20 protein-coding genes and 1 riboswitch are annotated in these 24,271 nt (G+C 44.8%); of the genes, 15 read left to right on the forward strand and 5 right to left on the reverse strand.

From position 1 onward, the window contains the following. The first annotated feature begins 308 nt into the window (after positions 1-308). The 4 genes from MKY42_RS15035 to MKY42_RS15050 all read left to right on the forward strand — a co-directional run bounded on the left by MKY42_RS15035 (position 309) and on the right by MKY42_RS15050 (position 5,610). On the forward strand, positions 309-2,045 hold the full coding sequence (locus MKY42_RS15035) for a sugar ABC transporter substrate-binding protein (protein ID WP_090897536.1): 1,737 nt from the start codon (positions 309-311) through the stop codon (positions 2,043-2,045). A 61-nt stretch (positions 2,046-2,106) separates the two neighbouring features. Further along, positions 2,107-3,021: an ABC transporter permease subunit gene (locus tag MKY42_RS15040; protein WP_063565144.1), complete on the forward strand. Its 915-nt coding sequence runs from the start codon at positions 2,107-2,109 to the stop codon at positions 3,019-3,021. Positions 3,022-3,034: 13 nt separating this feature from the next. Then, positions 3,035-3,928: a carbohydrate ABC transporter permease gene (locus MKY42_RS15045; protein ID WP_090897539.1), complete on the forward strand. Its 894-nt coding sequence runs from the start codon at positions 3,035-3,037 to the stop codon at positions 3,926-3,928. Positions 3,929-3,987: 59 nt separating this feature from the next. Further along, the gene (locus tag MKY42_RS15050) at positions 3,988-5,610 is read left to right on the forward strand and encodes an alpha-glucosidase (protein ID WP_339852182.1); all 1,623 of its coding nucleotides are present in this window, start codon (positions 3,988-3,990) and stop codon (positions 5,608-5,610) included. Between the two features lie 29 nt (positions 5,611-5,639). Here the strand turns inward: MKY42_RS15050 and MKY42_RS15055 are convergent, their stop codons facing one another. Beyond that, complete coding sequence (locus tag MKY42_RS15055; RefSeq protein ID WP_090897545.1) at positions 5,640-6,533, reverse strand: LysR substrate-binding domain-containing protein; 894 nt, start codon at positions 6,531-6,533, stop codon at positions 5,640-5,642. A 181-nt stretch (positions 6,534-6,714) separates the two neighbouring features. Between MKY42_RS15055 and MKY42_RS15060 the strand changes: the two genes are divergently transcribed. Together MKY42_RS15060 and MKY42_RS15065 are read left to right on the forward strand one after the other, a co-directional pair. Then, positions 6,715-7,770 (forward strand): YeiH family protein, encoded by a 1,056-nt coding sequence (locus tag MKY42_RS15060; protein ID WP_090897548.1) that lies wholly within the window; start codon positions 6,715-6,717, stop codon positions 7,768-7,770. Positions 7,771-8,344: 574 nt separating this feature from the next. Then, positions 8,345-11,725, forward strand: a complete 3,381-nt coding sequence (locus tag MKY42_RS15065) for a discoidin domain-containing protein (protein WP_339852187.1) — start codon at positions 8,345-8,347, stop codon at positions 11,723-11,725. A 125-nt stretch (positions 11,726-11,850) separates the two neighbouring features. Here the strand turns inward: MKY42_RS15065 and shc are convergent, their stop codons facing one another. Then, positions 11,851-13,746, reverse strand: coding sequence for a squalene--hopene cyclase (gene shc, locus MKY42_RS15070; protein WP_339852190.1), 1,896 nt, complete (start codon positions 13,744-13,746; stop codon positions 11,851-11,853). A 354-nt stretch (positions 13,747-14,100) separates the two neighbouring features. Between shc and MKY42_RS15075 the strand changes: the two genes are divergently transcribed. Further along, entirely contained in the window at positions 14,101-15,612 is a 1,512-nt protein-coding gene (locus MKY42_RS15075; protein WP_339852193.1) for a glycoside hydrolase family 30 beta sandwich domain-containing protein, read from the forward strand. Between the two features lie 170 nt (positions 15,613-15,782). Beyond that, entirely contained in the window at positions 15,783-16,007 is a 225-nt protein-coding gene (locus MKY42_RS15080; protein ID WP_143067052.1) for an S-layer homology domain-containing protein, read from the forward strand. Positions 16,008-16,163: 156 nt separating this feature from the next. Here MKY42_RS15080 and MKY42_RS15085 read toward each other — a convergent pair whose 3' ends face one another. Then, complete coding sequence (locus MKY42_RS15085; RefSeq protein ID WP_163754719.1) at positions 16,164-16,622, reverse strand: OsmC family protein; 459 nt, start codon at positions 16,620-16,622, stop codon at positions 16,164-16,166. A gap of 182 nt (positions 16,623-16,804) precedes the next feature. Further along, the gene (locus tag MKY42_RS15090; protein ID WP_179264931.1) at positions 16,805-17,722 is read right to left on the reverse strand and encodes an AraC family transcriptional regulator; all 918 of its coding nucleotides are present in this window, start codon (positions 17,720-17,722) and stop codon (positions 16,805-16,807) included. 235 nt (positions 17,723-17,957) lie between these two features. Here MKY42_RS15090 and MKY42_RS15095 point away from each other — a divergent pair, with 235 nt between their 5' ends. The 7 genes from MKY42_RS15095 (at position 17,958) to MKY42_RS15125 (ending at position 23,369) form a co-directional block, all read left to right on the forward strand. Further along, complete coding sequence (locus tag MKY42_RS15095; protein WP_179265899.1) at positions 17,958-18,944, forward strand: aldo/keto reductase; 987 nt, start codon at positions 17,958-17,960, stop codon at positions 18,942-18,944. Between the two features lie 212 nt (positions 18,945-19,156). Further along, a riboswitch (guanidine-I (ykkC/yxkD leader) is annotated at positions 19,157-19,257 on the forward strand. Between the two features lie 97 nt (positions 19,258-19,354). After that, on the forward strand, positions 19,355-19,696 hold the full coding sequence (locus tag MKY42_RS15100) for an SMR family transporter (RefSeq protein WP_090897576.1): 342 nt from the start codon (positions 19,355-19,357) through the stop codon (positions 19,694-19,696). Beyond that, positions 19,693-20,007, forward strand: a complete 315-nt coding sequence (locus tag MKY42_RS15105; RefSeq protein WP_090897579.1) for a multidrug efflux SMR transporter — start codon at positions 19,693-19,695, stop codon at positions 20,005-20,007. Before MKY42_RS15100 ends, MKY42_RS15105 begins: the two co-directional genes overlap by 4 nt. A 130-nt stretch (positions 20,008-20,137) precedes the next feature. Next, positions 20,138-21,502 (forward strand): DEAD/DEAH box helicase, encoded by a 1,365-nt coding sequence (locus MKY42_RS15110; RefSeq protein WP_090897581.1) that lies wholly within the window; start codon positions 20,138-20,140, stop codon positions 21,500-21,502. A gap of 121 nt (positions 21,503-21,623) precedes the next feature. Further along, positions 21,624-21,908 carry an antibiotic biosynthesis monooxygenase gene (locus MKY42_RS15115; protein WP_179264929.1) on the forward strand — a complete coding sequence of 95 codons (285 nt, stop codon included), beginning with the start codon at positions 21,624-21,626 and terminating at the stop codon, positions 21,906-21,908. 256 nt (positions 21,909-22,164) lie between these two features. After that, the gene (locus MKY42_RS15120) at positions 22,165-22,887 is read left to right on the forward strand and encodes a class I SAM-dependent methyltransferase (protein WP_257032055.1); all 723 of its coding nucleotides are present in this window, start codon (positions 22,165-22,167) and stop codon (positions 22,885-22,887) included. A 131-nt stretch (positions 22,888-23,018) separates the two neighbouring features. Continuing rightward, the gene (locus tag MKY42_RS15125) at positions 23,019-23,369 is read left to right on the forward strand and encodes an MmcQ/YjbR family DNA-binding protein (protein ID WP_090897590.1); all 351 of its coding nucleotides are present in this window, start codon (positions 23,019-23,021) and stop codon (positions 23,367-23,369) included. A 150-nt stretch (positions 23,370-23,519) separates the two neighbouring features. Here the strand turns inward: MKY42_RS15125 and MKY42_RS15130 are convergent, their stop codons facing one another. After that, positions 23,520-24,068 (reverse strand): TetR/AcrR family transcriptional regulator, encoded by a 549-nt coding sequence (locus tag MKY42_RS15130; RefSeq protein ID WP_090897593.1) that lies wholly within the window; start codon positions 24,066-24,068, stop codon positions 23,520-23,522. Between the last annotated feature and the right edge of the window lie 203 nt (positions 24,069-24,271).

Here is a 24,271-nt window from a genome sequence, read left to right on the forward strand (position 1 = left end):
ACATTTGTGTACTAAATTCGAGATCATTCATAACCGGCAGACTCCTGTTTGAGGAGTTTGCCGGTTTTTCGTTGTGCCACACTCGCTGTCTACCCATTCTTATTAACGAGGATAGACAAATGTAAGTTAGCAGGTGAGATAAATGTTCACTTCGTTAATGTTGATCGTTGATCTTAGCAAAATGTGTACACATTTCTCTATCCAAACTAGCGTTTAATCCCTATCTCAATAAAGCTTCTCCAAGTTTTATAATGAAAGCGCAAACAACATGATAGAGAAATAATCAGAACGAAGGGGAGTTGAATTTGATGAGTAATAATTGGTCAATAAAAAGCAAGCTGTTGACAAAACGACTGGCAGTGCTGTCCATGTCCGCATTGATGGTATCCGTCCTTGCAGCCTGTGGGGGAGCTTCCAATCCACCGACTGCTGAGGATGCAGGTCAATATGAGGTAACGCCTGGAGATCCGTTCAGTGCTTATAAAGACGAAGTGGCGGTAACGATGGGGCGTGTTACAACGGCGAACCCGAAATTGCCGGCTGGAGATACATATGAGAACAATGCGTATACCCGTCTGGTCAAAGAAGCGTTTAATGCACAAATTAAGGACCAATTTGAGGCTAACGGTGAAGATTACAGCCGCCAGGTTTCTCTTGCAATCGCTTCCGGAGAATTGCCTGATATGATGCGTGTCGATTCCAAGGATGAACTTAAAGAACTGGTTGATAATGATCTGATTGAAGATATGACAGAGGTATACAAACAATATGCCACCGATAATATCAAGCAGATTTACGACTCCTACGATGGCCGTGCACTGGACAATGCCACAATCGATGGCCGACTGATGGGCCTTCCGGCGACCTCTCTGGACTCCGCACCAACGATGGTTTGGGTTCGTCAGGATTGGCTGGATGTGCTGGGAATCAAACTCGATGCTGACGGAGACGGTGCCATCAAGCTGGAAGATGTAGAGAAAACAGCAGAAGAGTTCCTGAAAAAAGATCCTGGGCAAACCGGGAAACCGGTCGGTATTCCTTTTGTGAACACCTTGAATACGACGGACTATAACGGTTCTGCCTATACCATGCTGGGTGTTGCTTCAACCGAAGGGGCATATCCTCAATATTGGATGAAGGGTGAAGATGGCAGCATCGTTTATGGTTCCACTACAAAGGAAACCAAGCAGATGCTGGGCATTATGGCCGACTGGTTCAAGAGAGGTATCATTGACCCGCAATTTGGAACCCGTACATTTGACGATATCACTGCACTCTACACCAATGGTCAGAGCGGTATTGCTTTTGGACCGTGGCATATTCCAGACTGGGGACTGAGCAGTGTCAAGCAGATGGATAAACATGCAAAATTCACGGCTTATACGCTGGAGGATGCAAACGGTAAGGTAAACGTGGCACACGCCAATCCATCCGGTCAGTTTATCGTAGTGAGAAAAGGATATGAACACCCGGAACTCGCGATTAAAATTATTAATCTGTTCTACGATAAATTGGCAAATGACAAAGATGTCGCAACTACCATGCCTGAGGCAGCTAAGTATCTGGAAAGCGGTGTAGACGGTTCAACCAGACCTTTTAATATTGAAGTCAACTCGGCAACATCCCTGCTGGATGATTACTCCGACGTTGTTCGTGGAATTAAAGGCGAGATCGGTTTGGATCAGGTCCGTACAACGGAATCCAAGAACAATATTGGCAGTATCCAAACGTACTTGAAAGACCAGGATACGGATGATGTAACAGCTTGGTCTAAATATCACTCACGCATGAACGGAGTGGGGCTGATCGATAAGTTGACACAGGAAGGCAAATTCAACTGGATGACGCCAGCGTTCTCTGGAACTACACCAAGCATGAAACAGACATGGGCTAACCTGACCAAAATGGAACAGGAATCTTTCATCAAAATCATAACGGGTGCAGAACCGTTGGATTACTTCGAAACATTCGTCACTAATTGGAAAAAACAAGGCGGAGACCAAGTGATTCAGGAGATCGAAGCCGAGACTACATCCCAAAAATAATTAAGCTAACACTGCTGACAGGCTGCGCTACGCAGCCTTTCTTCAGGAAAGGGGTTCATCCATGAAGCAGGAAAAATATAAAGCAAGAAACCGATTGGGCACGGGTGCCATGTATCATATGATGATGCTGCCAGGCATTTTATTTTTGCTCGTATTCAGCTACATTCCAATGGTTGGTGTCATTACGGCGTTTCAGGATTATGTACCAGCCAAAGGTATGTTTGGCTCGGAGTTTGTTGGGCTCAAGCATTTTATTTATATGTTCAAGCTGCCGGACATCGGCCAAGTGATCAGTAACACGTTAGTGATTGCCATTGCCAAGATTCTACTCGGCACACTGATGGCCATCATTTTTTCCATTTTATTAAACGAAATCCGCTTTAAATTTGTTAAAAAATCCGTGCAGACCATTGTATATCTGCCTCACTTTTTGTCTTGGGTTGTTCTGGCCTCCGTGGTTGTTAACATGTTCAGCCTGGATGGAAGTGTAAATCAGATTTTAGCCTTTTTCGGTTTGGAAAATATTAATTTTCTCGGAAGCAACACCTGGTTCCAGCCACTGATTATCGGGACGGACGTATGGAAGGAATTCGGTTATAGCTCCATCGTTTATTTGGCTGCAATAACTTCAATTGATCCCGGTCTATATGAAGCGTCAGGGATAGATGGAGCGAGCTGGTGGAGAAAAGTATGGCATATTACGTTGCCGGGTATGCTGCCTATTATCCTGCTCATGGGGGTCATGAGTCTGACCAATATTTTGAGCGCAGGCTTCGATCAAATCTACAATCTGTATAACCCGGTTGTCTATGAGTCGGGCGATATTCTGGATACCTATGTATACCGGATTGGCCTCGTTGGCAGACAGTATAGTTTCGGTACGGCAGTTGGGTTGTTCAAGTCAGTGATTGGTATTGTTCTATTATTGTCCGCCAATGAATTGGCCAAAAAATACACCGACAGAAAAATTTTCTAAGGAGGCGAAACTTGTGTCTTATTCCGCAAGCCTGAAAGACCGAATGGGCCGGTTTGTCATCTACGCCATCGTTATATTGCTGGCCTTGATCTGCCTCCTTCCATTATGGAATATCGTTGCGATTTCATTCAGCAGCAGTGAGGCCGTATCGGCCAATGCCGTAGGTCTGTTACCCGTCAAGTTTACAACAGCCGCTTATTCAAAAATTATTGATGATGCGCAGTTCTGGCGATCCTTTGGCATTTCCGTTCTACGTGTGGCTCTATCCCTAGTACTCAACATGATTCTTATTGTTTTGATGGCTTACCCGCTGTCCAAATCGAAAAGGGAGTTTAAGGGCAGAAATATATATATGAATATCATGATTTTTGCCATGCTGTTCAGTGGGGGCATGATCCCCAGTTATCTGTTGATCAAAAACCTGGATATGCTCAATACCATTTGGGCGCTTGTACTGCCGGGTGCTGTCCCAATATTCAGTGTCATTCTTGTAATGAATTTCTTCGCCGCAGTACCAAAAGCGCTTGAAGAAGCGGCATTCATCGACGGGGCAAATGCATTGCAGGTCCTGTTCAAAGTATATGTGCCCGTGTCTATTCCTGCGCTGGCGACCGTATCCCTGTTCAGTATCGTGGGCACGTGGAATGATTTCTTCAGTGGATTAATCTATATGACCAAAGTTAGCAATTATCCGCTAATGACCTATATTCAGTCGCTTAACGTGAATATCGCAGAGCTTCTTCAATCCGGCACGAACTCTGCTCAGCTCAGCAATCTGACTGAGATTTCAAACAAAAATCTAAATGCAGCCAAAATCGTAGTGGCTGTCATCCCACTGCTGCTGATTTATCCGCTGCTGCAAAAATATTTTGTAACCGGCATTGTTGTGGGTTCGGTAAAAGAATAATAGGTAATGGAACAGAATCCGGATGAGCAGAAACTGCTTCAAGAGAAAGGTGGTTCCATATGGGAAATAAAAAATGGTGGAAAGAAATTGTCGTATATCAAATTTATCCCCGCAGCTTTCAAGATAGCAATGGTGATGGAATCGGGGATCTGAGAGGTATATTATCCCGACTCGATTATTTGAAGGATCTTGGCATCGGTGCGATCTGGCTGTCACCAGTGTGCAAATCGCCGCAAGATGACAACGGGTATGACATTTCGGATTATCAGGATATCGATCCAATGTTTGGTTCACTTGAAGATATGGAATTGCTGATTCAGGAGGCAGGCAAGCGGGACATCCGAATTATCATGGATCTGGTGCTTAACCACTCATCCGACGAGCATCCCTGGTTTAAGGAAGCCCGGAAAAGCAAGGATAATCCATACCACGATTATTATGTATGGAGAGATGGTGTGGAAGGCACACCTCCCAACGATTTAGGTTCAACGTTTGGTGGATCGGCCTGGGAATGGGTGCCCGAGCTGGGACAGTATTATCTGCATCTTTTCTCTGTTAAACAACCGGATCTTAACTGGGAGAACCCCAAGGTACGGCAGGAGATATACGATATGATTCAATGGTGGATGGATAAAGGCGTGGGCGGGTTCCGTCTTGATGTTATCGATCTGATTGGCAAACAGCCTGATCATAAAATTACAGGCAATGGGCCAAATCTACACCAATATATGCGTGAACTCAGTAAAGAGACATTCCAAAAGGGTGATCTGCTAACCGTCGGAGAAACCTGGGGAGCAACGCCCGAAAGTGCCAAGCTTTATAGCAACCCGGACGGCAGTGAACTATCCATGGTCTTCCAATTTGAACATATCAGCCTGGATGAGCAGGAGGGAAAAGGCAAGTGGGACCTCCAGCCGCTGGATCTGCTTCAATTAAAGAAAGTGTTGTCCAGATGGCAGACCGAGCTGAAGGGCGAAGCCTGGAACAGTTTGTTCTGGAACAACCATGACCTTCCGCGGATCGTGTCCCGTTGGGGAAATGACGGGGAATATCGTGTGCAGTCTGCCAAAATGCTGGCGACTCTTCTGCATGGCATGCAAGGTACGCCATATGTGTACCAGGGTGAAGAGTTAGGGATGACGAACGTTCGTTACCCTATTGAAGAATACCGTGATATTGAGTTGCTGAATCTGTATAAGGAACGGGTCGAGAATGGGTATGCTGAGGAAGAAGTTATGGAATCCATTTATGCAAAAGGCCGTGATAACGCACGTACGCCGATGCAATGGGATGTTTCCGAAAATGCGGGTTTTACGGAAGGTAAACCATGGATATTGGTGAATTCGAACTACACGGAGATTAATGCAGAAGAATCTATACATGATCCGCATTCCATTTACCATTACTATAAAACACTGATTCAGCTGCGAAAAGAGCATGAAGTGATCATCTATGGGGATTATGAACTTCTGTACCCGGAAGACACGAACCTCTTCGCTTACACACGAACACTTGGTGAAACCAAATTGCTAGTCCTGTGCAACTTTTACGGCAAAGTTATTCCATTCCAGCTTACAAGCGAATTTGCAGGAGATAAAAGTTTATTGATTAGTAACTATTCGGACGTTGTTTCAGAGAACACACTTCGTCCTTATGAAGCAAGAATTTATCTGCTTGTGTAGTTCAAAAGAGGGTTGAAGGCAAATAGCCTTCAACCCTCTTTTTTGACGAAAAGAAGCTTTTGCAAGAAAACGTCAAGCGCCATGGAATGTGAATGCTCGATGAGACGAATGATGGAGAAGCTGCGTTCCAGATGCAGTTGTCTGATTCGCAGTTCTTCGACTTCCCCGGTTGCCAGCTCCTTATGAACAATCCATCTGGATACCATTGCAATTCCGAGTCCCGCAGCAACAGCTTCCTTCACACCCTGACTGCTGGTGAAGACATAGGACCGCTTGGGACGGATCGCAGTCTCTTCCATAAAATGATCGCTAAACGCGCGTGTTCCTGAACCCGACTCACGAAGCACCCAGACCTGATCCTGAAGCATATTTTGCTCTACCACGACGGAACCGGAGAGGGGATGACCGGAAGGAGCTACTACGATCATCTCATCCTTCATGTAAGGGATAACGTCAAGTTCTGCCGAGGCTTGTGCTTCACCCTCCACAAATCCGATATCCAGTTGATTGCCCCTAACCGCCGACAGAATCTCCTGGGTATTGCCGATGGTAACTTGGATGTTGACCTGCGGATACTGCGCTGCGAATTCTGCCAGCTTCTTAGGCAAAATATATTCACCTATGGTGAAGCTGGCCCCGATCTGAATGCTTCCGGTCACCTCATCCCGCAGCATCTGGATCTCCTGTCGTGCTTCATCGTAGCGGGCCTGAATGACTTTGGCATGTTTGTAGAGGATCGTCCCCGCTTCAGTCAAGGACACCTGCTTTGGCGAACGATGCAGCAGCTTGGCTCCCAGCTCATTCTCCAGATTTTTGATATGCAGGCTCACCCCCGGTTGGGACAGATTCAGCAGTTCTGCGGCTTTGGAGAAATGGCTTTGTTCTACAACGGTAACGAAGACTTTTAACGCATCAGTTATCATTATAATTCCTCATTTAAGTAGTGTATTTTCATCGTTATAAGCCTAGTGAACTCATTTTAGCATAAGATATCCAATCAATCATAAGTTTTTGTAATGATTAGGATCGCAGATTCATATTTCACTTCCTTTCTGTCTGCTTCTATAGTGAGGATATACTTATCCAATAAGGAAGTGTGGAGCTATGATTTTACAGACACAATTGAAATTCGTTAAAAACATAAACGGTGTTAGGAACAGGGGATTTCTGCAGGGGATCGGACTGACTTTACTGCTCTCGTTTATCGCCAAGCTGCTGGGTTATCTACCACTCTTAGATATTATGGGTCAACTGGTAATTGCAATTCTGCTAGGTATCCTATACCGGGCGGTGCGCGGCGTTCCACTGAACGCTCAATCAGGGATATCCTTTTCCGGAAAACGATTGCTAAGGTTCGGCATCATCCTGCTGGGTTTGAAACTAAACCTTCTGGATATTGTCCATGCAGGCTACAAAGTCTTTGCGCTAGCGGCAATCAATGTTATTGTTACGATTTTTGTTGTCTACGGACTCAGCAAGTGGTTAAAGATCGACAAACGAATAGGGCTGCTAACCGCTTGTGGAACAGCCATCTGCGGTGCAGCGGCAGTGGTCGCGATTGCGCCACAGATCAAGGCCAAAGATGAAGAAACAGCAGTAGGTGCGGCCACGGTGGCGATATTGGGCACAATCTTCACTCTAGTCTATACATTGCTATACCCGGTATTGGGTTTAAGTGCGAATGGATATGGCATATTCACAGGCGCCACGCTTCATGAAGTGGCACATGTCATTGCTGGGGCTGCACCTGGAGGGCAAACAGCACTGGATATGGCAGTCATCGTGAAACTAACTCGGGTCAGCATGCTGGTGCCCATTGCGTTGATCATCGGCTTGTGGAGTGGACGACAGGCGCGTGGGGGAGAGCAAAAATCATCTAAAGGAATCCGGTGGCGTGAATTGCCAGTACCCTGGTTCATTTTCGGTTTTCTGGCTATGAGTGGGTTAAACACGCTGGGTATTATTCCGCAAGAGATGATCTCAGGACTTCTGGTTGTCTCCTATATGCTGCTCGCGATGGCCATGGCTGGATTGGGGTTGGGTGTGGATATTGCAACCTTCCGTCGTCTGGGCAAGAAACCTTTTTTGGCAGGACTGCTGGGATCTATGGTGTTGTCCATTCTCGGATTCATGCTTGTTCGTGGCTTTGGCCTGAACTAGGAATGTGCTTAAACCTAGGTATTCCCTTCATAACGTTAATAAAAAGCACGCAGTGGCCCTTAGTGGATCAATGTGTGCTTTTTGTTGTTCGAGAGGTGATGGTCATCAGATCCAGAACGAACACAAAAGGAATAGTATAAATCCATCACTTGAAAAAATATAAATTTTTTCCTCTTTTGGTTCAAAAGTCTGGAATGCACACAGGAAAGTCTGGATAACGATGTACTTTCTGCTCGCAAGCCTCAAGGCTGCTCGAAAACATCCAAAAAGGAACATCAGAAGTCCGAATACCGTCTCTAGGAGTCCGATAAGGAGAAATGAAAGCGGTTTATAATAAATTTATTCCAGAAATGACAAAAGAAAGCGGTAAAACAGATCAGCTCTCCAAAAAACTCCCCAAGTTAAGTGGCGGTTACGCATTTCGGTTTCGCAAGCCTTGTTGTATGCCTTTGCTATTTTTTTGTCTTGTACTTTGATAAGGGGGTGATGATCGGCGCAGCGAAAGAATGAGGCAGATCAACCGTCCATTTTCATTGAAAAACCATTTTGCTAATAACCTGAGGAGGAATTGAATTTGCGCAACAAGTACATGATGTGGTCAATCGTATTAACGATGCTGATCTCGAACGTATTCCTGAGTGTCGGATTTCCATCTCCTGTATCAGCAGCCGAAAGGCCGGACCTGGCACAGGGCAAACAGGTGACCGCGAGCGGGTACAACCAAACATACATCCCGACCAATGTGATTGACAATAACCAAGCAACCTATTGGGAAAGTACCAATAGTGCGTTCCCCCAATGGATTCAAGTGGACCTTGGCACCAATACCACCATGGACCAAATTGTTTTGAAGCTTCCGAAAGTGTGGGAAAAGAGAACCCAAACGATAACGGTGCAAGGCAGCACGAACGGTTCATCGTTCACAGATATCGTAGCTTCTGCGGATTATGTATTTAATCCATCGGTGGGGGAGAACTCGGTTACTATCGATTTTCCTGCTGTTGAGACAAGGTACGTTCGCTTAAGCGTAACGGGCAATTCCGAGTGGCCGGCAGCTCAACTGTCGACATTTGAAATTTACGGTCCAGGCAGTGAGGGACCAACGCTACCTGGCCCCGATCCTGTGGATCCCCCAATCCCTACAGAGGGAAGCAACATCGCCATCGGGAAGTCGATAACTGCATCGTCCAGCACCTTATCTTTCGTAGCTGCGAATGCAAACGATAACAATATCAATTCGTACTGGGAAGGGGGCAGCAATCCAAGCTCACTGACGTTGGATCTCGGCTCCAATCATCAGATTACATCCATTGTACTTAAACTGAACCCGGATCCGGTCTGGAGCACCCGAACACAGACTATTCAAGTGCTTGGACATAACCAGGATACAACAACCTTCAGCAATCTGGTTTCCGCCCAATCATATACATTCAATCCGGCTTCCGGTAACACAGTGACCATTCCCGTTACAGCAACGGTTAAACGTCTGCAATTGAACATTACCGCGAACTCGGGCGCTCCTGCCGGGCAAATTGCTGAATTTCAGGTATTCGGTACACCTGCACCCAATCCTGATCTGACGATTACAGGTATGTCCTGGTCTCCATCGTCTCCAGTGGAGAACAATGCCGTCACCCTTAATGCTATCGTCAAAAACATTGGTTCTGCCGCTTCTCCAGCTTCAAGCGTCAACTTCTATCTGAACAACGAACTGGCGGGTTCCTCACCTGTAGCTGCTTTGCAAGCAGGGGCTTCGACTACGGTCTCGCTTAATGCTGGCAATAAAGCAGCTGCATCATATACGCTCAGTGCCAAGGTAGATGAGAATAACCAGATCATCGAAGAGAATGAAGGAAACAACAGTTACACACACACCTCTTCTTTGGTGGTTGCACCGATTACAAGTTCTGATCTGGTAGGCACGGTTTCTTGGAGTCCTGGAACCCCTACAGCAAACAGTACAGTAACATTTACAGTTAATCTGAAAAATCAAGGCAACATGGCCTCCGCAGGTGGTGCACACGGAGTTACAGTGGTTCTCAAGAACGCTGCCGGAGCAACGCTTCAGACGTATAGTGGTTCCTATACCGGTACATTAGCACCTGGAGCTTCGGTCAATGTCAATGTAGGTACCTGGACTGCTGCAACCGGTAACTACAATGTGACAACTACCGTAGCAGTGGACAACAATGAAGCTCCGGTCAAACAAACGAATAACGTCGTTACAACAGGTTTGAACGTATATTCAGCCCGTGGTGCAAGCATGCCTTATACCCGGTATGATACGGATGATGCTACGCGGGGTGGCAGTGCCACACTGAAATCCGCACCGACCTTTGATCAGGCTCTGACGGCTTCGGAAGCCTCTGGCCAGCGCTATATCGCTCTTCCTTCCAACGGTTCCTATGCACAATGGACGGTTAGACAAGGGGAGGGAGGCGCAGGTGTAACCATGCGATTCACGATGCCGGATTCCACAGATGGCATGGGTCTTAACGGCGCACTTGACGTCTATGTTAACGGGACCAAGGCCAAAACGGTTCCTTTGACCTCCTACTACAATTGGCAGTACTTCTCCAGTGATCATCCGGGGGATACACCAAGTGCAGGACGTCCGTTGTTCCGTTTTGATGAAGTGCACTGGAAACTGGATACACCTCTAAAAGCTGGAGACACCATTCGTATTCAGAAAAACAATGGAGATAACCTGGAATACGGTGTGGATTTCCTCGAAATCGAACCCGTTCAAGCGGTAATCCCGCGCCCGGCTAACTCCGTCTCTGTAACCGATTTCGGTGCGATTGCAAATGATGGAAAAGATGACCTTGCCGCATTCGAAGCGGCGGTCCAATCCGCGGTATCTACAGGCAAGACTCTATATATCCCTGAGGGCACGTTCCATCTGGGCAATATGTGGAAAATTGGTACGCCGACAAATATGATTAACAACCTCACCGTTGTAGGTGCAGGCATCTGGCATACGAACATTCAATTTACCAACCCTAATGCAGCCTCAGGCGGGATTTCTTTCCGTGTGCAGGGCAAGCTGGATTTCAGCAATATTTATATGAATTCCATGCTGCGTTCGCGTTATAACGAGAATGCAGTTTACAAAGGCTTTATGGACAATTTTGGTAAAAATTCAAAGGTCAGCAACGTATGGGTCGAGCACTTTGAATGTGGTTTCTGGGTAGGGGATTACGCCCACACTCCTGCAATCATTGCCGATGGCCTTGTGATCGAGAACAGTCGTATTCGGAACAACCTTGCCGACGGTGTCAACTTTGCCCAAGGCACGAGCAATTCGACTGTACGCAACAGCAGCGTCCGCAACAATGGTGATGATGGTCTGGCCGTATGGACCAGCAACGTGAATGGTGCGCCTGCCGGTGTGAACAATACATTCTCGTTCAACACGATTGAGAATAACTGGCGCGCAGCAGGCATTGCATTCTTTGGTGGCAGCGGACATAAGGCAACCAACAACCTGATTGTTGACACGGTTGGCGGTTCGGCGATCCGGATGAACACTGTTTTCCCTGGATACCATTTCCAAAATAACACAGGTATTCTGTTCTCCGATACAACGATCATTAACAGCGGCACAAGTAAAGATCTGTACAATGGTGAACGCGGAGCTATTGATCTCGAAGCTTCCAACGATTCCATCAAGAACGTAACGTTTACCAATATTGATATCCTCAACACGCAGCGCAGTGCCGTTCAATTCGGATACGGCGGCGGTTTCCAGAACATTGTGTTTAATAACATCAACATTAATGGTACTGGTTTGGACGGCATTGAGACATCTAGGTTCACAACCCCACATAAAGGTGCAGCAATTTACACCTATACGGGTAACGGTTCTGCCACATTCAATAATCTGACAACAAGCAACATTGCCAACCCTAATGTGAATCAGATTCAAAATGGCTTTAATTTGATCATTCAATAAAATTTATATCAAACAGAAACAGGGAGCTCTAAGAGTTCCCTGTTTTTTAGGTTACTTTGATGAAGTATGGGTGAACATTGATCCGGATCTGAAATATTGAAAAAATAGCCGCGCAAAGTAAGTTTTCAAGATGCCCCATATTTACTTCTGTAGTGACTTAATGTGAGAAGAGGCCAAATATATGTATAGCTGTGATAATGGGAATAAAAGTTCCCGGGCAGACCAGCTCCTGTTGGATAAGTGGTTCTCCAATCGTTCTCGTACATTGATGCAATAAGCCTTAGAATACCTTGATTCATCTCAGGTGTAGGTTTGGGTTGGACTGCAATTAGTGCGTCAAGTGCCCAAGCGGTCTGAGAAGGGGTACTTTCCCCTAATGGCACATAGTGAAGGAGTCGGTCACTTTGACAGGATTCTCCCCAGCCACCGTCGGAGTTCTGGATGCTTAAGAGCCACTGCGCTCCTTTTTGCACTGTATCATGGCTTGCAGGCAGCCCAACGGCCATAAGACCGGTTAATGCTGCCCAGGTACCGTAGATATAACATACGCCCCATCTTCCATACCATGAGCCATCCTTCTCCTGGTTTCGAATGAGCCATGTAGTTCCACGATTGATCCATTCATGCCTGGTGTCAAGCCCGGCAAAGTTTCCGAGATACTCTAGAGTACGTCCTGTCAGGTCAGCCTCTGAAGGGTCTGTGGCCGCAGATTTGGCACCGTCGATGGCGAGCCAGGTGAGCATCTCCTTGTTCGTATTTTTTTCGAATGCCGGCCAGCCACCGTCTTTATTTTGCATGGATAGGACCCAATTCAGCCCGCGATTCCAGGATTCCTGAAACGTTGGAAGAGTAGTGGACAAGCTTCGGATAGCCCGTAAAGCTGCTGTTGTATCATCTACGTCTGGGTTGATTGTATTCGACTCCGAAAATCCCCATCCTCCAGGGACTGTATTCGGATTATGGATGCTCCAATCGGCTGTTTTATCTTGCTGACGGGAGAGCAAATAGGAGGCCGCGAGTTGAATAGTGTAATGGTCATCGGTAAGACAAGCCTCCTGCAATGCGTAGGTGATTAAGGCCGTATCCCACACGGTAGATGGGGAGTTTTGAATCGTTGTTTTGCCTCCAGAAGAACGGCACTGCATTGCCGTGAGTCCTGTTATGGCTTTTGTGATCAGGGGATGCTGCTTATCGTATTTTAGGGCCAATAGGGCAAAGATCATGAGAATTGTACTGCTAGCGTAGCTGTATAATGTGCCATCCGATTCAATCCGCTCTATCATGAACTGTTCCGCCTTCGTTCTTGCAGTGTTGTGGATGTGGCGAGGGTTACCAAGCAGTCGGCTTCTCCCGCTTAGAATGTCGTCCTGCATTTCCTGATATCCGCGAGCAGTTGGCTCATCTGCAACATTTCGTAAGTCGGTCAGATCAGACAGATCGGGGGCATGGGGGGCTGCAAGGGCGAAACGTAAGTCTGCCATAATGAGCATGGGAGTGAGGTGAACTCTGGAATAACCGGAAAATTCAAAATAGTTGATGGGAAAATAGGTAGGGAACATCAGTATCTCCAGCGGGATCATAGAGATAGATAAAGGCCATTTCATTTGTCCGGTAGCGGCAAGTATGGCTTTGGTCAAAATGCTCGTAACTTTTCCAATACCTCCTTTGGACTGAATATACTTTTTGGCCCGCTGGATTGGCTCGTCCGTACTCTGGCTGTATCCGGAGTAAAGCAGGGCGTAGTAGGCTTCAACCGATGCGGATAAATTTCCATCCTCTTCATCGGCGTACAATCTCCAGCATCCATCCTGTTGCTGTTCGTTAAGGATACGATCATGCAATTCCCGGATCAGCGCTTCATTCGGGACTTCCAATATCCGAAAGAGAATGATGACATAAGCATCAATAACCGTACCGTTCTCAAAACAAAAATGCCAGGAGCCGTCTTGTCGCTGCTGTTGTAGCAAAGAAGTCGTCATCCGACTTATTTCCTTATCTATTGTGCTCAGTACATGGCTCATTCCAGGGATACCTCCAGAGTACGTCATTTTTGTATTATATGATGGTAGACCAAGGGAAATGAGGAGCAGAAGGAGCGTAAAATCCAGTCTATTCAGGGGTTCTCTATAATTTTTAATAAAAAAATGAATTTTACTGTTGAAATTATTTCCAATAAAGTGTATAAATATCTTTGTTAACGCTTACAAGATTTTGATCTATATCTTTCTCCGATACCCTTCAAAAAGGAGGTGGTAGTACAACAACATGCAATAACTGAAAAATGGACTTTATGCTTTTGAAAATGAAATCGATTTCATTTTGTAGTATTCAATATTTGGCAGCTCAAATTATAACAAATTAAAGGAGATATGTTGATGAAGATATGGAAAAAGAGTGCTTTAGTGTTGCTGTCCACTTTTCTGGTAACGGCGGGTTCATATGGTTCATATATGCCCAAGACTGCGCATGCAGCGGGTGAACAGGTGGAGGTATGGATTTCAACTTCAGACCCCAACTCCGAACCAGCAGTTGGACTTAGAACAGATGCGAGACTTACCAAGATTGCATCCAAAAACTTCAGCAGCAACTCAGGCAATGCCGATGTTACCATTACGGTAAATGAGAACAAAACGTATCAGCAGATGGATGGATTTGGAGTTTCATTAACGGATGCTTCCGCATGGCTCATGAACTACAAGCTGGATAACAATAAGCGCGCGGAAGTGATGGAGAGGTTGTTTGGTAACACAGGCATTGGGCTTAGTTTATTGAGACAGCCGATCGGAAGTTCTGATTTTGCCTGGGCAGCCTACACTTATGCCGATACGCCAAATGATACTTCACTCAATCAATTTACGATCGACCGGGATAAGGCTTACATTTTGCCCATGGTCAAAGCGGCACTCGCTAAGAATCCCAATATCAAAGTCATGGGTTCCCCATGGAGTGCACCTGCCTGGATGAAATATTCCAACAATCTGAACGGCGGCAAACTGAAAGCGGAACACTACGGAACATATGCGAATTATTTCAAAAAATACATTGAAGCCTATCAGGCTGAAGGTGTACCCATCTATGCTGTTACGTTGCAAAACGAGCCAATGTACGAGCCATCCCATTATCCTTCGATGGGGATGAATGTACAGGATCAGACAGGCTTTATCGGCGATTATCTTGGACCAACACTCCGCAATGCCGGCATCAACACCAAGATCATTGCATTCGACCATAACTTTCTGGACTGGAACTTCCCGAACCAGGTCATTACGAATCTGAAGAACGCAGGCAAGGGCAGCTACGTATCCGGCAGCGCATTCCACCATTATGACAGTGGGGACGGATCGACCATGACCTCCATGCATAATAGTCACCCGGACAAGGAAATTTGGTTCACAGAGGGTGGTTTCGGCAACTGGAATGATCCGCAGAATGGTACCTCATCAGGTTTCGATAATATGATGAACGAGTTCATTAATATTACGAGAAACTGGTCCAAATCGATCATTCTCTGGAATGCTGCTCTGGATCAAAAAGACGGTCCGGCATTGCTTTCACCGAACAACACGAACAAAGGCATGATTACCATCCGCAACTCGGACAACCGTAATGACGCTCCTGAAAATAATGTGACATATCACAAACAATATTATTTGCTGGGTCACTTTAGTAAATTTGTAGTACCCAATGCATACCGCATTGACAGCAACACCGGATCTGAAGTCAAAAATGTGGCTTTCCGCAATCCGGATGGTTCCAAAGTGGTAGTTGCCTATAACTCTTCCAGTTCGTCGAAAAATGTAAAGATCCAATGGGGCAGCCAAAGCTTCGTTGTCACCATTCCAGGCAAGTCCGCCATGACGTATAAATGGTATGGCAATGTTTCTTAAGGGATAGCAGGAATTCAGATTCCCGCATCTAGCAAGCTAGGGGCCGCGAATTTGAGGATACTACGACGCATTGGGCGCAAGACGCAATTTCCACTGCGTCAGGTCTGGGCATTGTGAATGGATATATTGATAACACCTTTGGTCCAGATGAACTGGTGACCCGCGAGCAAATGGCGACAATGATCGTTCGTGCAGCGCAGATCGCGGATTCAGATAGTACTATCAGCTTCTCCGATGGTGCTGAAATATCCAGCTGGGCTTGTTCAGCACTTGCTGCGGCCATTACCAATGGGCTTGTTAACGGTTATCCTGACGGAACATTGAAACCAAAAGGGAATACAACTCGCGCAGAAGCCGCTACACTCATCGAAAGAACTATTCAATTGACAAAATAATGATCAAAACAATTAAAAAATAAATTAACAAAATAAATTCAAGATTTTAGAAAGGCTGCTCTCCAGCAAGTTTAACTTGTTGGAGAGCAGCCTTTCTGTATTGTGTGTATGTTTTTATATTGCTTATTTCTCTTTGTATCTGGTTCATTCGTTTTGTTACAACGATATCCCATTTTCGATAATGACACGATTGAGTTTGGTATTTACCGGATTGGAAATCGTATCACCCACAGGACATTTACTTTCTAGAAATTGTACAAATGATTCAACTTTTTCTTCAGATGAGCTGGTTTTAATATAGAAGGTGTATCGAATATCAGAATAACCGGGACGTACATCAGATCGGTTAAAAAATCCGTCAAGATCCAGATCACCTTCAACTTCAACTCTGAAATCATCAAGGACTACATCGAATTTGGAAGCATAGACCCGGGCCACAATGGATTGACATGCGCCAAGGGAGGCAAGTAAAGCTTCTACAGGATTCATTCCTGTGTCTGTACCCCCGAGATTTGTTGGCTCATCGATGATCAGTTCGAATTGTCTTGCTTTAGTGATCACTTTAACCCCATCCTGTAGATGGGCAGTAGCTTTGAAAGTCTGAACATTAGCCATCCGATACCTCTCCTTTATAAAACATGGTATGTAACTTGGTTTAGTAAGGATTATAGTTCCATGAATCACAAGCTGTCAATATAAGGATGGGAATAGAATTAGATATTCACTCTTTAAATTAAGAAATGGATAGCCTAATGGCTGTCCATTTCTCTAACATTTCAACTTTTCAGCAGGTGTACTTATTCACTCATAATATGATCATATTTTTCCTTCAAACGTTGGATATCTGCTCTCGGCGGCGCGCCGAACATGCGGGAGTACTCTCGGCTGAATTGCGACGCACTCTCGTAACCAACCCGGAACGCTACATCCGCAGCATCAGCTGACTCAGCCATGAGGAGTCGACGTGCTTCCTGAAGTCTTAGCTGCTTCTGAAACTGAAGTGGGCTCATGGCGGTAATTTCTTTGAAATGTCGATGGAACGAGGACACACTCATATTAGCTGTCTCCGCAAGATCTTCGATCCGAAAAGGCTGCTCCCAATGCCGAACAATATGCTCAATGGCTTCTCGAATTCGATAGCTGCTGCTGCCTTCCACGGCAATCTGGGCCAGTTCAGCTCCATAAGGTCCCTGCAAAAGCCGGTACAGAATCTCTCGCGTATACAGTGGGGCAAGGAACGGGATTTCTTCCGGTGTATCCAGCAGCCGAACCAATCGAAGTACAGCATCCTGAATGGAGGGCTCCATCTGTCCAACAAATAGGGCACGTCTGGCGTTTTCTTTAGACGTGACCTTAATATTACAATCATTCAGTACTTCAAGAATCTGGTTCTTTGTAAACTCAAGCTTCAGAGCCAGGTAAGGCCTATCAGTGGATGCTTTAATAATCTGACCAATCACCGGCAGGTTCATGGAAGCAATGAGATAATTGGATGGTCCGTATTTGAATCTTTCCTGTGCAAGCAAGATTTCTTTCAAGCCTTGAACGATCACACAAAAGGAAGGCTTGTAAACCCGGTAAGCAGGCTCGCTTATGCTGGAATGCTGATAGACATACAGGGAAGGGATTGCAGTTTCCTTAGAACTGTTATGAATGGAGTGACGTTTGATTAGTTCGGTGAGTTCCTGTTTCTGCTGAACTGCGTTATCGGACATACATATCCTCCTTGCGAGTTGTTCTTGCTTCATTATAAGACTTAACGACTTTAGACAAAAGTAGGCCTGAGAGGATCAGGCAATCAATTAAGACAAATGATATACCGCTTCGCTCCTTCAGTTCGGCATAATAATAGTAAGTTGGCAGGCTGAATAATCCAGTTTGATCCCAAAAGGAAAAATAAACTCAAGGTAAGTTAGGCTTACAAATTAGATCAGGAAAGGAAGTTATATGATGCAAAAACGGACACTTGGAAATAGCGGCTTGGTAGTTTCGGCAATTGGGCTTGGTTGTATGGGAATGAGCTACGGGTATGGTCCAGCTTCGGACAAAACGGAGATGATCGCGGTCATACGTGAAGCTGTTGAACGCGGCGTAACTTTCTTTGATACCGCTGAAGTTTATGGTCCATATATCAATGAAGAACTCGTCGGCGAAGCACTTTCTCCTGTACGCGATCAGGTTGTCATAGCGACGAAGTTCGGATTTGACATTCAAGGTGGCAAACAGAGCGGAATGAATAGCCGTCCTGAGCAGATCAGGAAAGTTGCCGAAGAGTCTCTCAAACGACTTAAGATCGAGGCAATTGATTTGTTTTACCAGCACCGTGTTGATCCGGATGTGCCGATTGAAGAGGTTGCCGGAGCCGTGCAGGATCTGATTCGAGAAGGTAAAGTGAAGCATTGGGGGTTATCGGAAGCTGGCGTGAACACGATTCGACGTGCGCATGCCGTTCAGCCAGTCGCTGCTGTTCAGAGCGAATATTCCTTATGGTGGAGACGTCCGGAAGAAGAACTGATTCCAGCGCTTGAGGAGCTCGGTATTGGTTTTGTCCCTTTTAGTCCTTTGGGTAAAGGATATCTCACGGGAAGTTTTAATGCGAAAACAACGTTTGATCAGGGGGATTTGCGTAATATTCTGCCACGCTTCACTCCAGAGGCCCTCGAGGCCAATCATGTGCTGGTTGATCTGTTAAAAGAGAAGGCGGATAAGATCCAAGCCACCCCTGCACAGATCGCACTTGCTTGGCTGCTAGCCCAGAAACCGTGGATTGTACCGATCCCGGGAACGCGCAAGTCAAGTCGTCTCAAAGAAAATATGGATGCGGCGTACGTTGAACTTACAAACGAAGATGTACAGAGCATTAATGATGCAGCTTCAAAAATCACCCTGTTGGGTTCAAGATATACGGAAGAATTGGAGAGAAGAACGGGTCTTTGATCCATTTTAGTATGCCAGAAAGATGGGTGGAAAGGTTGAGTAAACGCTTATCGAACCAAGTGAAGAAAATTGTAATCGAGAGATTGGAGTCCCAGATCAAATGGGAAGAAAATCCGATTTTCAAAGAATTGTATCTCAGTTATTGGATAAAATTAACTTCAGATGTTGCCAATCAAAAAGAATTGTGTATAATTGGAGTCACATCAAAATATTCAAATGTTTTCTAGGGTTCCGCGACAGTTATGTCGGTCTGGTCCGAGAGAAAACTCACAGCCTATTGGTTGTGTCACGGAGGGACAAAAGCCTGGGAGATGAACTGCTTTAATGCAGTTTGTTTCCCGGGCTTTTTTTATTTTGGCTTCATGTAACGAATAATACACGTAGCAAAATTTGATAAGGAGTGGATAGAAATGAACAAAACCTGGTTGTCCGTCGTTATTGCAGCTTTATTTGAAGTCGGTTGGGTCATTGGATTGAAACATGCCAGTGATTTTTTGGAGTGGGGGGCTACACTGATTGCCATTATTGTCAGTTTCACCTTGATGATTGCGGCTTCCCGCTCACTTGATGTAGGGACGGTATATGCAGTATTCGTTGGATTGGGTACAGCAGGAACTGTACTGGCAGAGATTATATTGTTCGATGCGGCGATTCAATCTGGGAAAATGCTGCTCATTGGGGTTCTTTTATTGGGTGTAATCGGTCTTAAAATTCTAAGCAAAGGAAAAACAAAGGAGGTATATGAATCATGAACTGGGTATATCTTATTTTGGCAGGTGTCTTTGAAATGATTGGGGTTATGATGATTAATAAATTGCACAAAGATCGTAACCTGATGTCAATTATACTGTTGGTTGCAGGTTTTGGACTAAGCTTTCTGTTCCTATCGATTGCGATGAAGACTCTTCCGATGGGGACGGCATACGCCGTATGGACGGGAATCGGCGCTTCCGGGGGAGCTATTCTCGGCATGATATTTTATGGAGAACCTCGAAATGCGTTAAGAATTCTGTTTATTGCCATGGTGCTTGGATCAGCAGTAGGGTTGAAACTGGTAAGTTAATGGATTGGTTCGGGACTTGATTTTGAAAATATAATATACAGAAGTGCTTTTTAATGTTATCCTTATGTGTTACGTTTTGAAATGAGATATACGTCAAATGAATATTTGTTGCGTAAATTAAGGAGACCTAATGACATTTAAAGACTTGAATATTATACCCGCAATTTTGGAAGGCTTGAACAAAGCAAACTATACTGCCCCGACACCTATACAGGAACAGGCGATTCCAGCCGTATTGGAAGGCAGAGATTTGCTTGGCTGTGCGCAAACAGGTACAGGCAAGACGGCAGCATTTTCTGTGCCTATCATTCAGTTATTAAGCGAAAAGTCGAATGGCCCCAAAGCCGCACGTCATATTCGCTCATTGATTTTAACACCAACAAGAGAACTTGCGATTCAGATTTCAGATAATATTAAGGCATATAGCCGTTACACCGATATTCGTTGTGCAGCAATCGTGGGAGGCGTTTCACAAAAAGTCCAGGAGCGTGCCCTTAATCAAGGTGCAGATATTATTATTGCAACGCCTGGTAGACTGATTGACTTGGTCAATCAAAAGCGCATTGATCTGAAACATGTGCAAATACTGGTTCTTGATGAAGCAGACCGTATGCTGGATATGGGCTTCATTCATGATGTTAAACGGATTATCGCCAAGATGCCGAGCAAGAAACAGACGTTGTTCTTCTCAGCTACAATGCCTCCGGAAATTACAAAAATGGTAAAAACGCTGCTTGTTGATCCGGTAAAAGTAGAAATTACGCCCGTATCCTCCACAGTGGATCGAATTGAACAGTCTGTGTATTTATTGGAAAATGGCAAAAAACAGAGTCTGTTGAATCATATTTTGCAGGATAAATCTATTGTTTCGGCACTGGTGTTTACCCGTACAAAGCGTGGAGCTGACCGTGTAACTCGCGATTTGTCCAAAGTGAATATTACGGCGCAGGCCATTCATGGCAACAAATCTCAAAATGAGCGTCAAAGAGCTCTAAATAATTTCAAAAGCGGAGTTACACGAGTGCTGGTGGCGACGGATATAGCCGCAAGGGGCATTGATGTTGAAGAGCTGTCACATGTAATCAACTTCAACCTTCCTAATATTCCAGAAACGTATGTTCACCGAATTGGCCGTACGGGCAGAGCAGGGCATAGCGGAATGGCCATTTCCTTTTGTGAAAAGGAAGAGCTTCCGTTCCTGAAGGATATCGAGAAAGTAATCAAGAAGACCATTCCTGAAGTGAAAAATCATCCTTATCCGATGACAAGTGTGCCTACTTTTGTAAAATCGAATCAAACATCAAAGTCTGCGACCCATAAATCTGCAGCTGATAAACCAGCGAAGTCAAAAGCGAATCCGGCTCGCAAACCTAAATCCGAGTGGTTTAAGAAGAGCGGTAAAGCTAATCACAGTAAGCCAAATAGCGGTAAACCAAACCACAATAGTACAAGTCACAGTAAACCAAAGAGCAGCAAAGTGAATAAAGCTCTCTAAAAAAACGAGCAAAATGCCTTCTCCACTTCGTGGAGGAGGTTTTTTTTTATGAACACAAAATCGATATGATATTGATAATGATTCTCAATAAGAACAGAATAATAGAGTGGAACTTAAAAAAATGTCCCAAGGCCAATGTTGTAGTGCCCCTAGCCCTGTAGAGGAAATGCCGGGACTGATTGATTTCAGTGTAATGGTTAATAAAAAGAGTAAAGAACACGAAGAAGTAATGGTGCTAATTCGTTGGGAATCAGAAGAAGCATGGAAGAATTGGGAGAAGAGTGATGTTCATATTAAAGGTCATAAGGAGAAAAGAGGACAGGAGAAACCCGAGTATCTGATTAGCACTACGGTAAATATGTACGAAGTACAGAAAGTGAAGACAGCTAGAGTATCGAATGCTTAATTCGAATGATGAAAAACCGATCTTATGATTTCTCTCATGGGATTGGTTTTTTTGTTTGTATGTCCATTGAAGTTTTGTCGCATCATTTCTATGTATAGGTTTTTTAATAAATACTATAATGCAGTCTTAAGAACGCAAGTTGACAGGTTTTAATTATTAAAGCTATTATAGATATCTAAGGTCTATAAAGGAGGTTGAACTCATGAGTGATGAAAAATTCAAAAAAAGTCATACTTCAGTACCCCAAATTCATTCAATGGATTTCTTATCTAATCTGGGAGTGGATATCTTGTCCTTATTGCAGCCCCAAACCGGGGAACGTATTCTGGATATCGGCAGTGGCAACGGAGATTTGACAGCCAAGATCGCAGCTGCCGGAGCGATACCGACAGGTATCGATCTATCGGAGAGAATGGTGTCACTTGCCCAACAGAAGTACCCTGACCTGAATGTTCAGGTGAAAGACGCTTCTCAATATCGGACCAATATACCCTTTGACGCTGTATTCTCACATGCAGCTATACATTGGATCAATAATCCTGCAGCTACAACCCGATCCATCTGGTTGGCCCTGCGCGAAGGTGGACGATTCGTAGCTGAATTTGCCGGAAGTGGCAATGTCTCCATCTTGACCACTGCGATGAAACAGGTTTTGGAAGAGCATGGCTATACATGGGCAGGACGGAATCCCTGGTATCATCCTACTCTTGGTGAATACGCCACCCTGCTGGAGCAGAACGGCTTTCGTGTCACATTCGCTCAGTATTTTGACAAGCCTGCTCCGCTCAAAGAAGAAGAAGGACTTCGGAATTGGTTAGATAGTTTCACTGATTATTTCTTTAAAGATGTTTCCTCCGCAGACATGGAATCAATTTATCAAGCTATCTTGACTGAGGTTAAGCCCCACTTTGAGCGAGAAGGTCAATGGTTTCTCGACACTACCCGATTACGTATCGTAGCGATTAAAGAACCTGTCTGAGAAGATAATTTCTCTATTACTGGAAGAATAGTTGAAATGGAATGCTTGATATTTACATGCAAACGTACATTCGGTATCATTAGATTGGGTAGGAAAAGTTGTTGTCTTCTGCGCAAAGGAGAGATACTGAATTGAAGAATAAGATTATAGAGTACTGTTTGAAGAAAAAAGGTGCAACGAAGGATTATCCCTTCGGAGCCGATCCGGTTGTTATCAAAATTGCAGGGAAAATGTTTGCACTTATGTTTGAGGACAAGGCGGATAACGCTCGCTTGAACTTAAAATGTGATCCGATCATTGCGGAAAACCTGAGAGAGCAGCATGAAGCCGTTCAACCGGGGTATCATATGAACAAAAAGCATTGGAATACCATTGTTCTAGATGGTTCCTTGTCGGAGCAGGATATCTTTGTCATGATTGACCATTCATACGACTTGGTTGTCAAAACGCTGTCCAAGAGTCTTTTGGAATCCATATCGTAATTAGTCCACATGCAATAACAATTCAGGCAGCAGGTGTTCGGCGCCACTAGCAGAAAAATCAGCTTTTTTCAAAAAGTAATAGCGGTAGTCCCAGGATGTTAACTTCATATCCTGAGACTACCGCTATTTTAGTTACGTGCACATTGCACGTTACCCCAAATTCATTTTGATTAATTCTCCTAATTGCTCAGACATGACCTCGGGTGGATGGGGCATTTCGTTCTTGATCCACCACTCAACGACCCCTACATAAGACATGACCACATATTGGAGGATGATATCCTCACTTAATCCGGATTTTCTGGCCTGAGATAAGTGTACTTCCTCCTTAAAATCCTCATTAAGAAACTCAACCAAGCGGTTGCGGAATTGTACCGCTCCCTTACTGGCCATCATCGTCGAGAAGAACAAGTAGTTCTGTTCCAAATAGGTAAACCAGGGAATGATGGATTCTTTCCATTCCAAGTCGGCAACCGAATGGCAAATTTCACTTAATTCTTTGATATGCCCGTCAATGAGCTTGTCCAACAGATCATACTTATCTACGTAATGCAGATAAATGGTGCCTCTGCTAACGTCTGCCCTATCGGAAATATCCTGTAGAGTGATATCATCGAAATTTTTTTCTGACATCAATTCAATCACTGCTGCTTTGATGGCTTCTTGTGATTTTCGAATTCTTCGATCCACTTTGGTCATGTGATTCTCACCAAACTTTCTAAAGATAATAAACAAATTTATGTTTAATGTTCACTAATTAACGAAACGAGTCCAATTAACAATGGTAACCTTACTCATTCTGTTTATAATTATTAACAGATGTTCATTAATATATCAATATTTGTTTTTGTACAAGATCAGATCGCATCATAGATATCATAACAACAGTTGGGGGGATGAAT

This window comes from Paenibacillus sp. FSL W7-1088 (assembly GCF_037969855.1).
In the GTDB taxonomy this organism is placed as follows: domain Bacteria; phylum Bacillota; class Bacilli; order Paenibacillales; family Paenibacillaceae; genus Paenibacillus.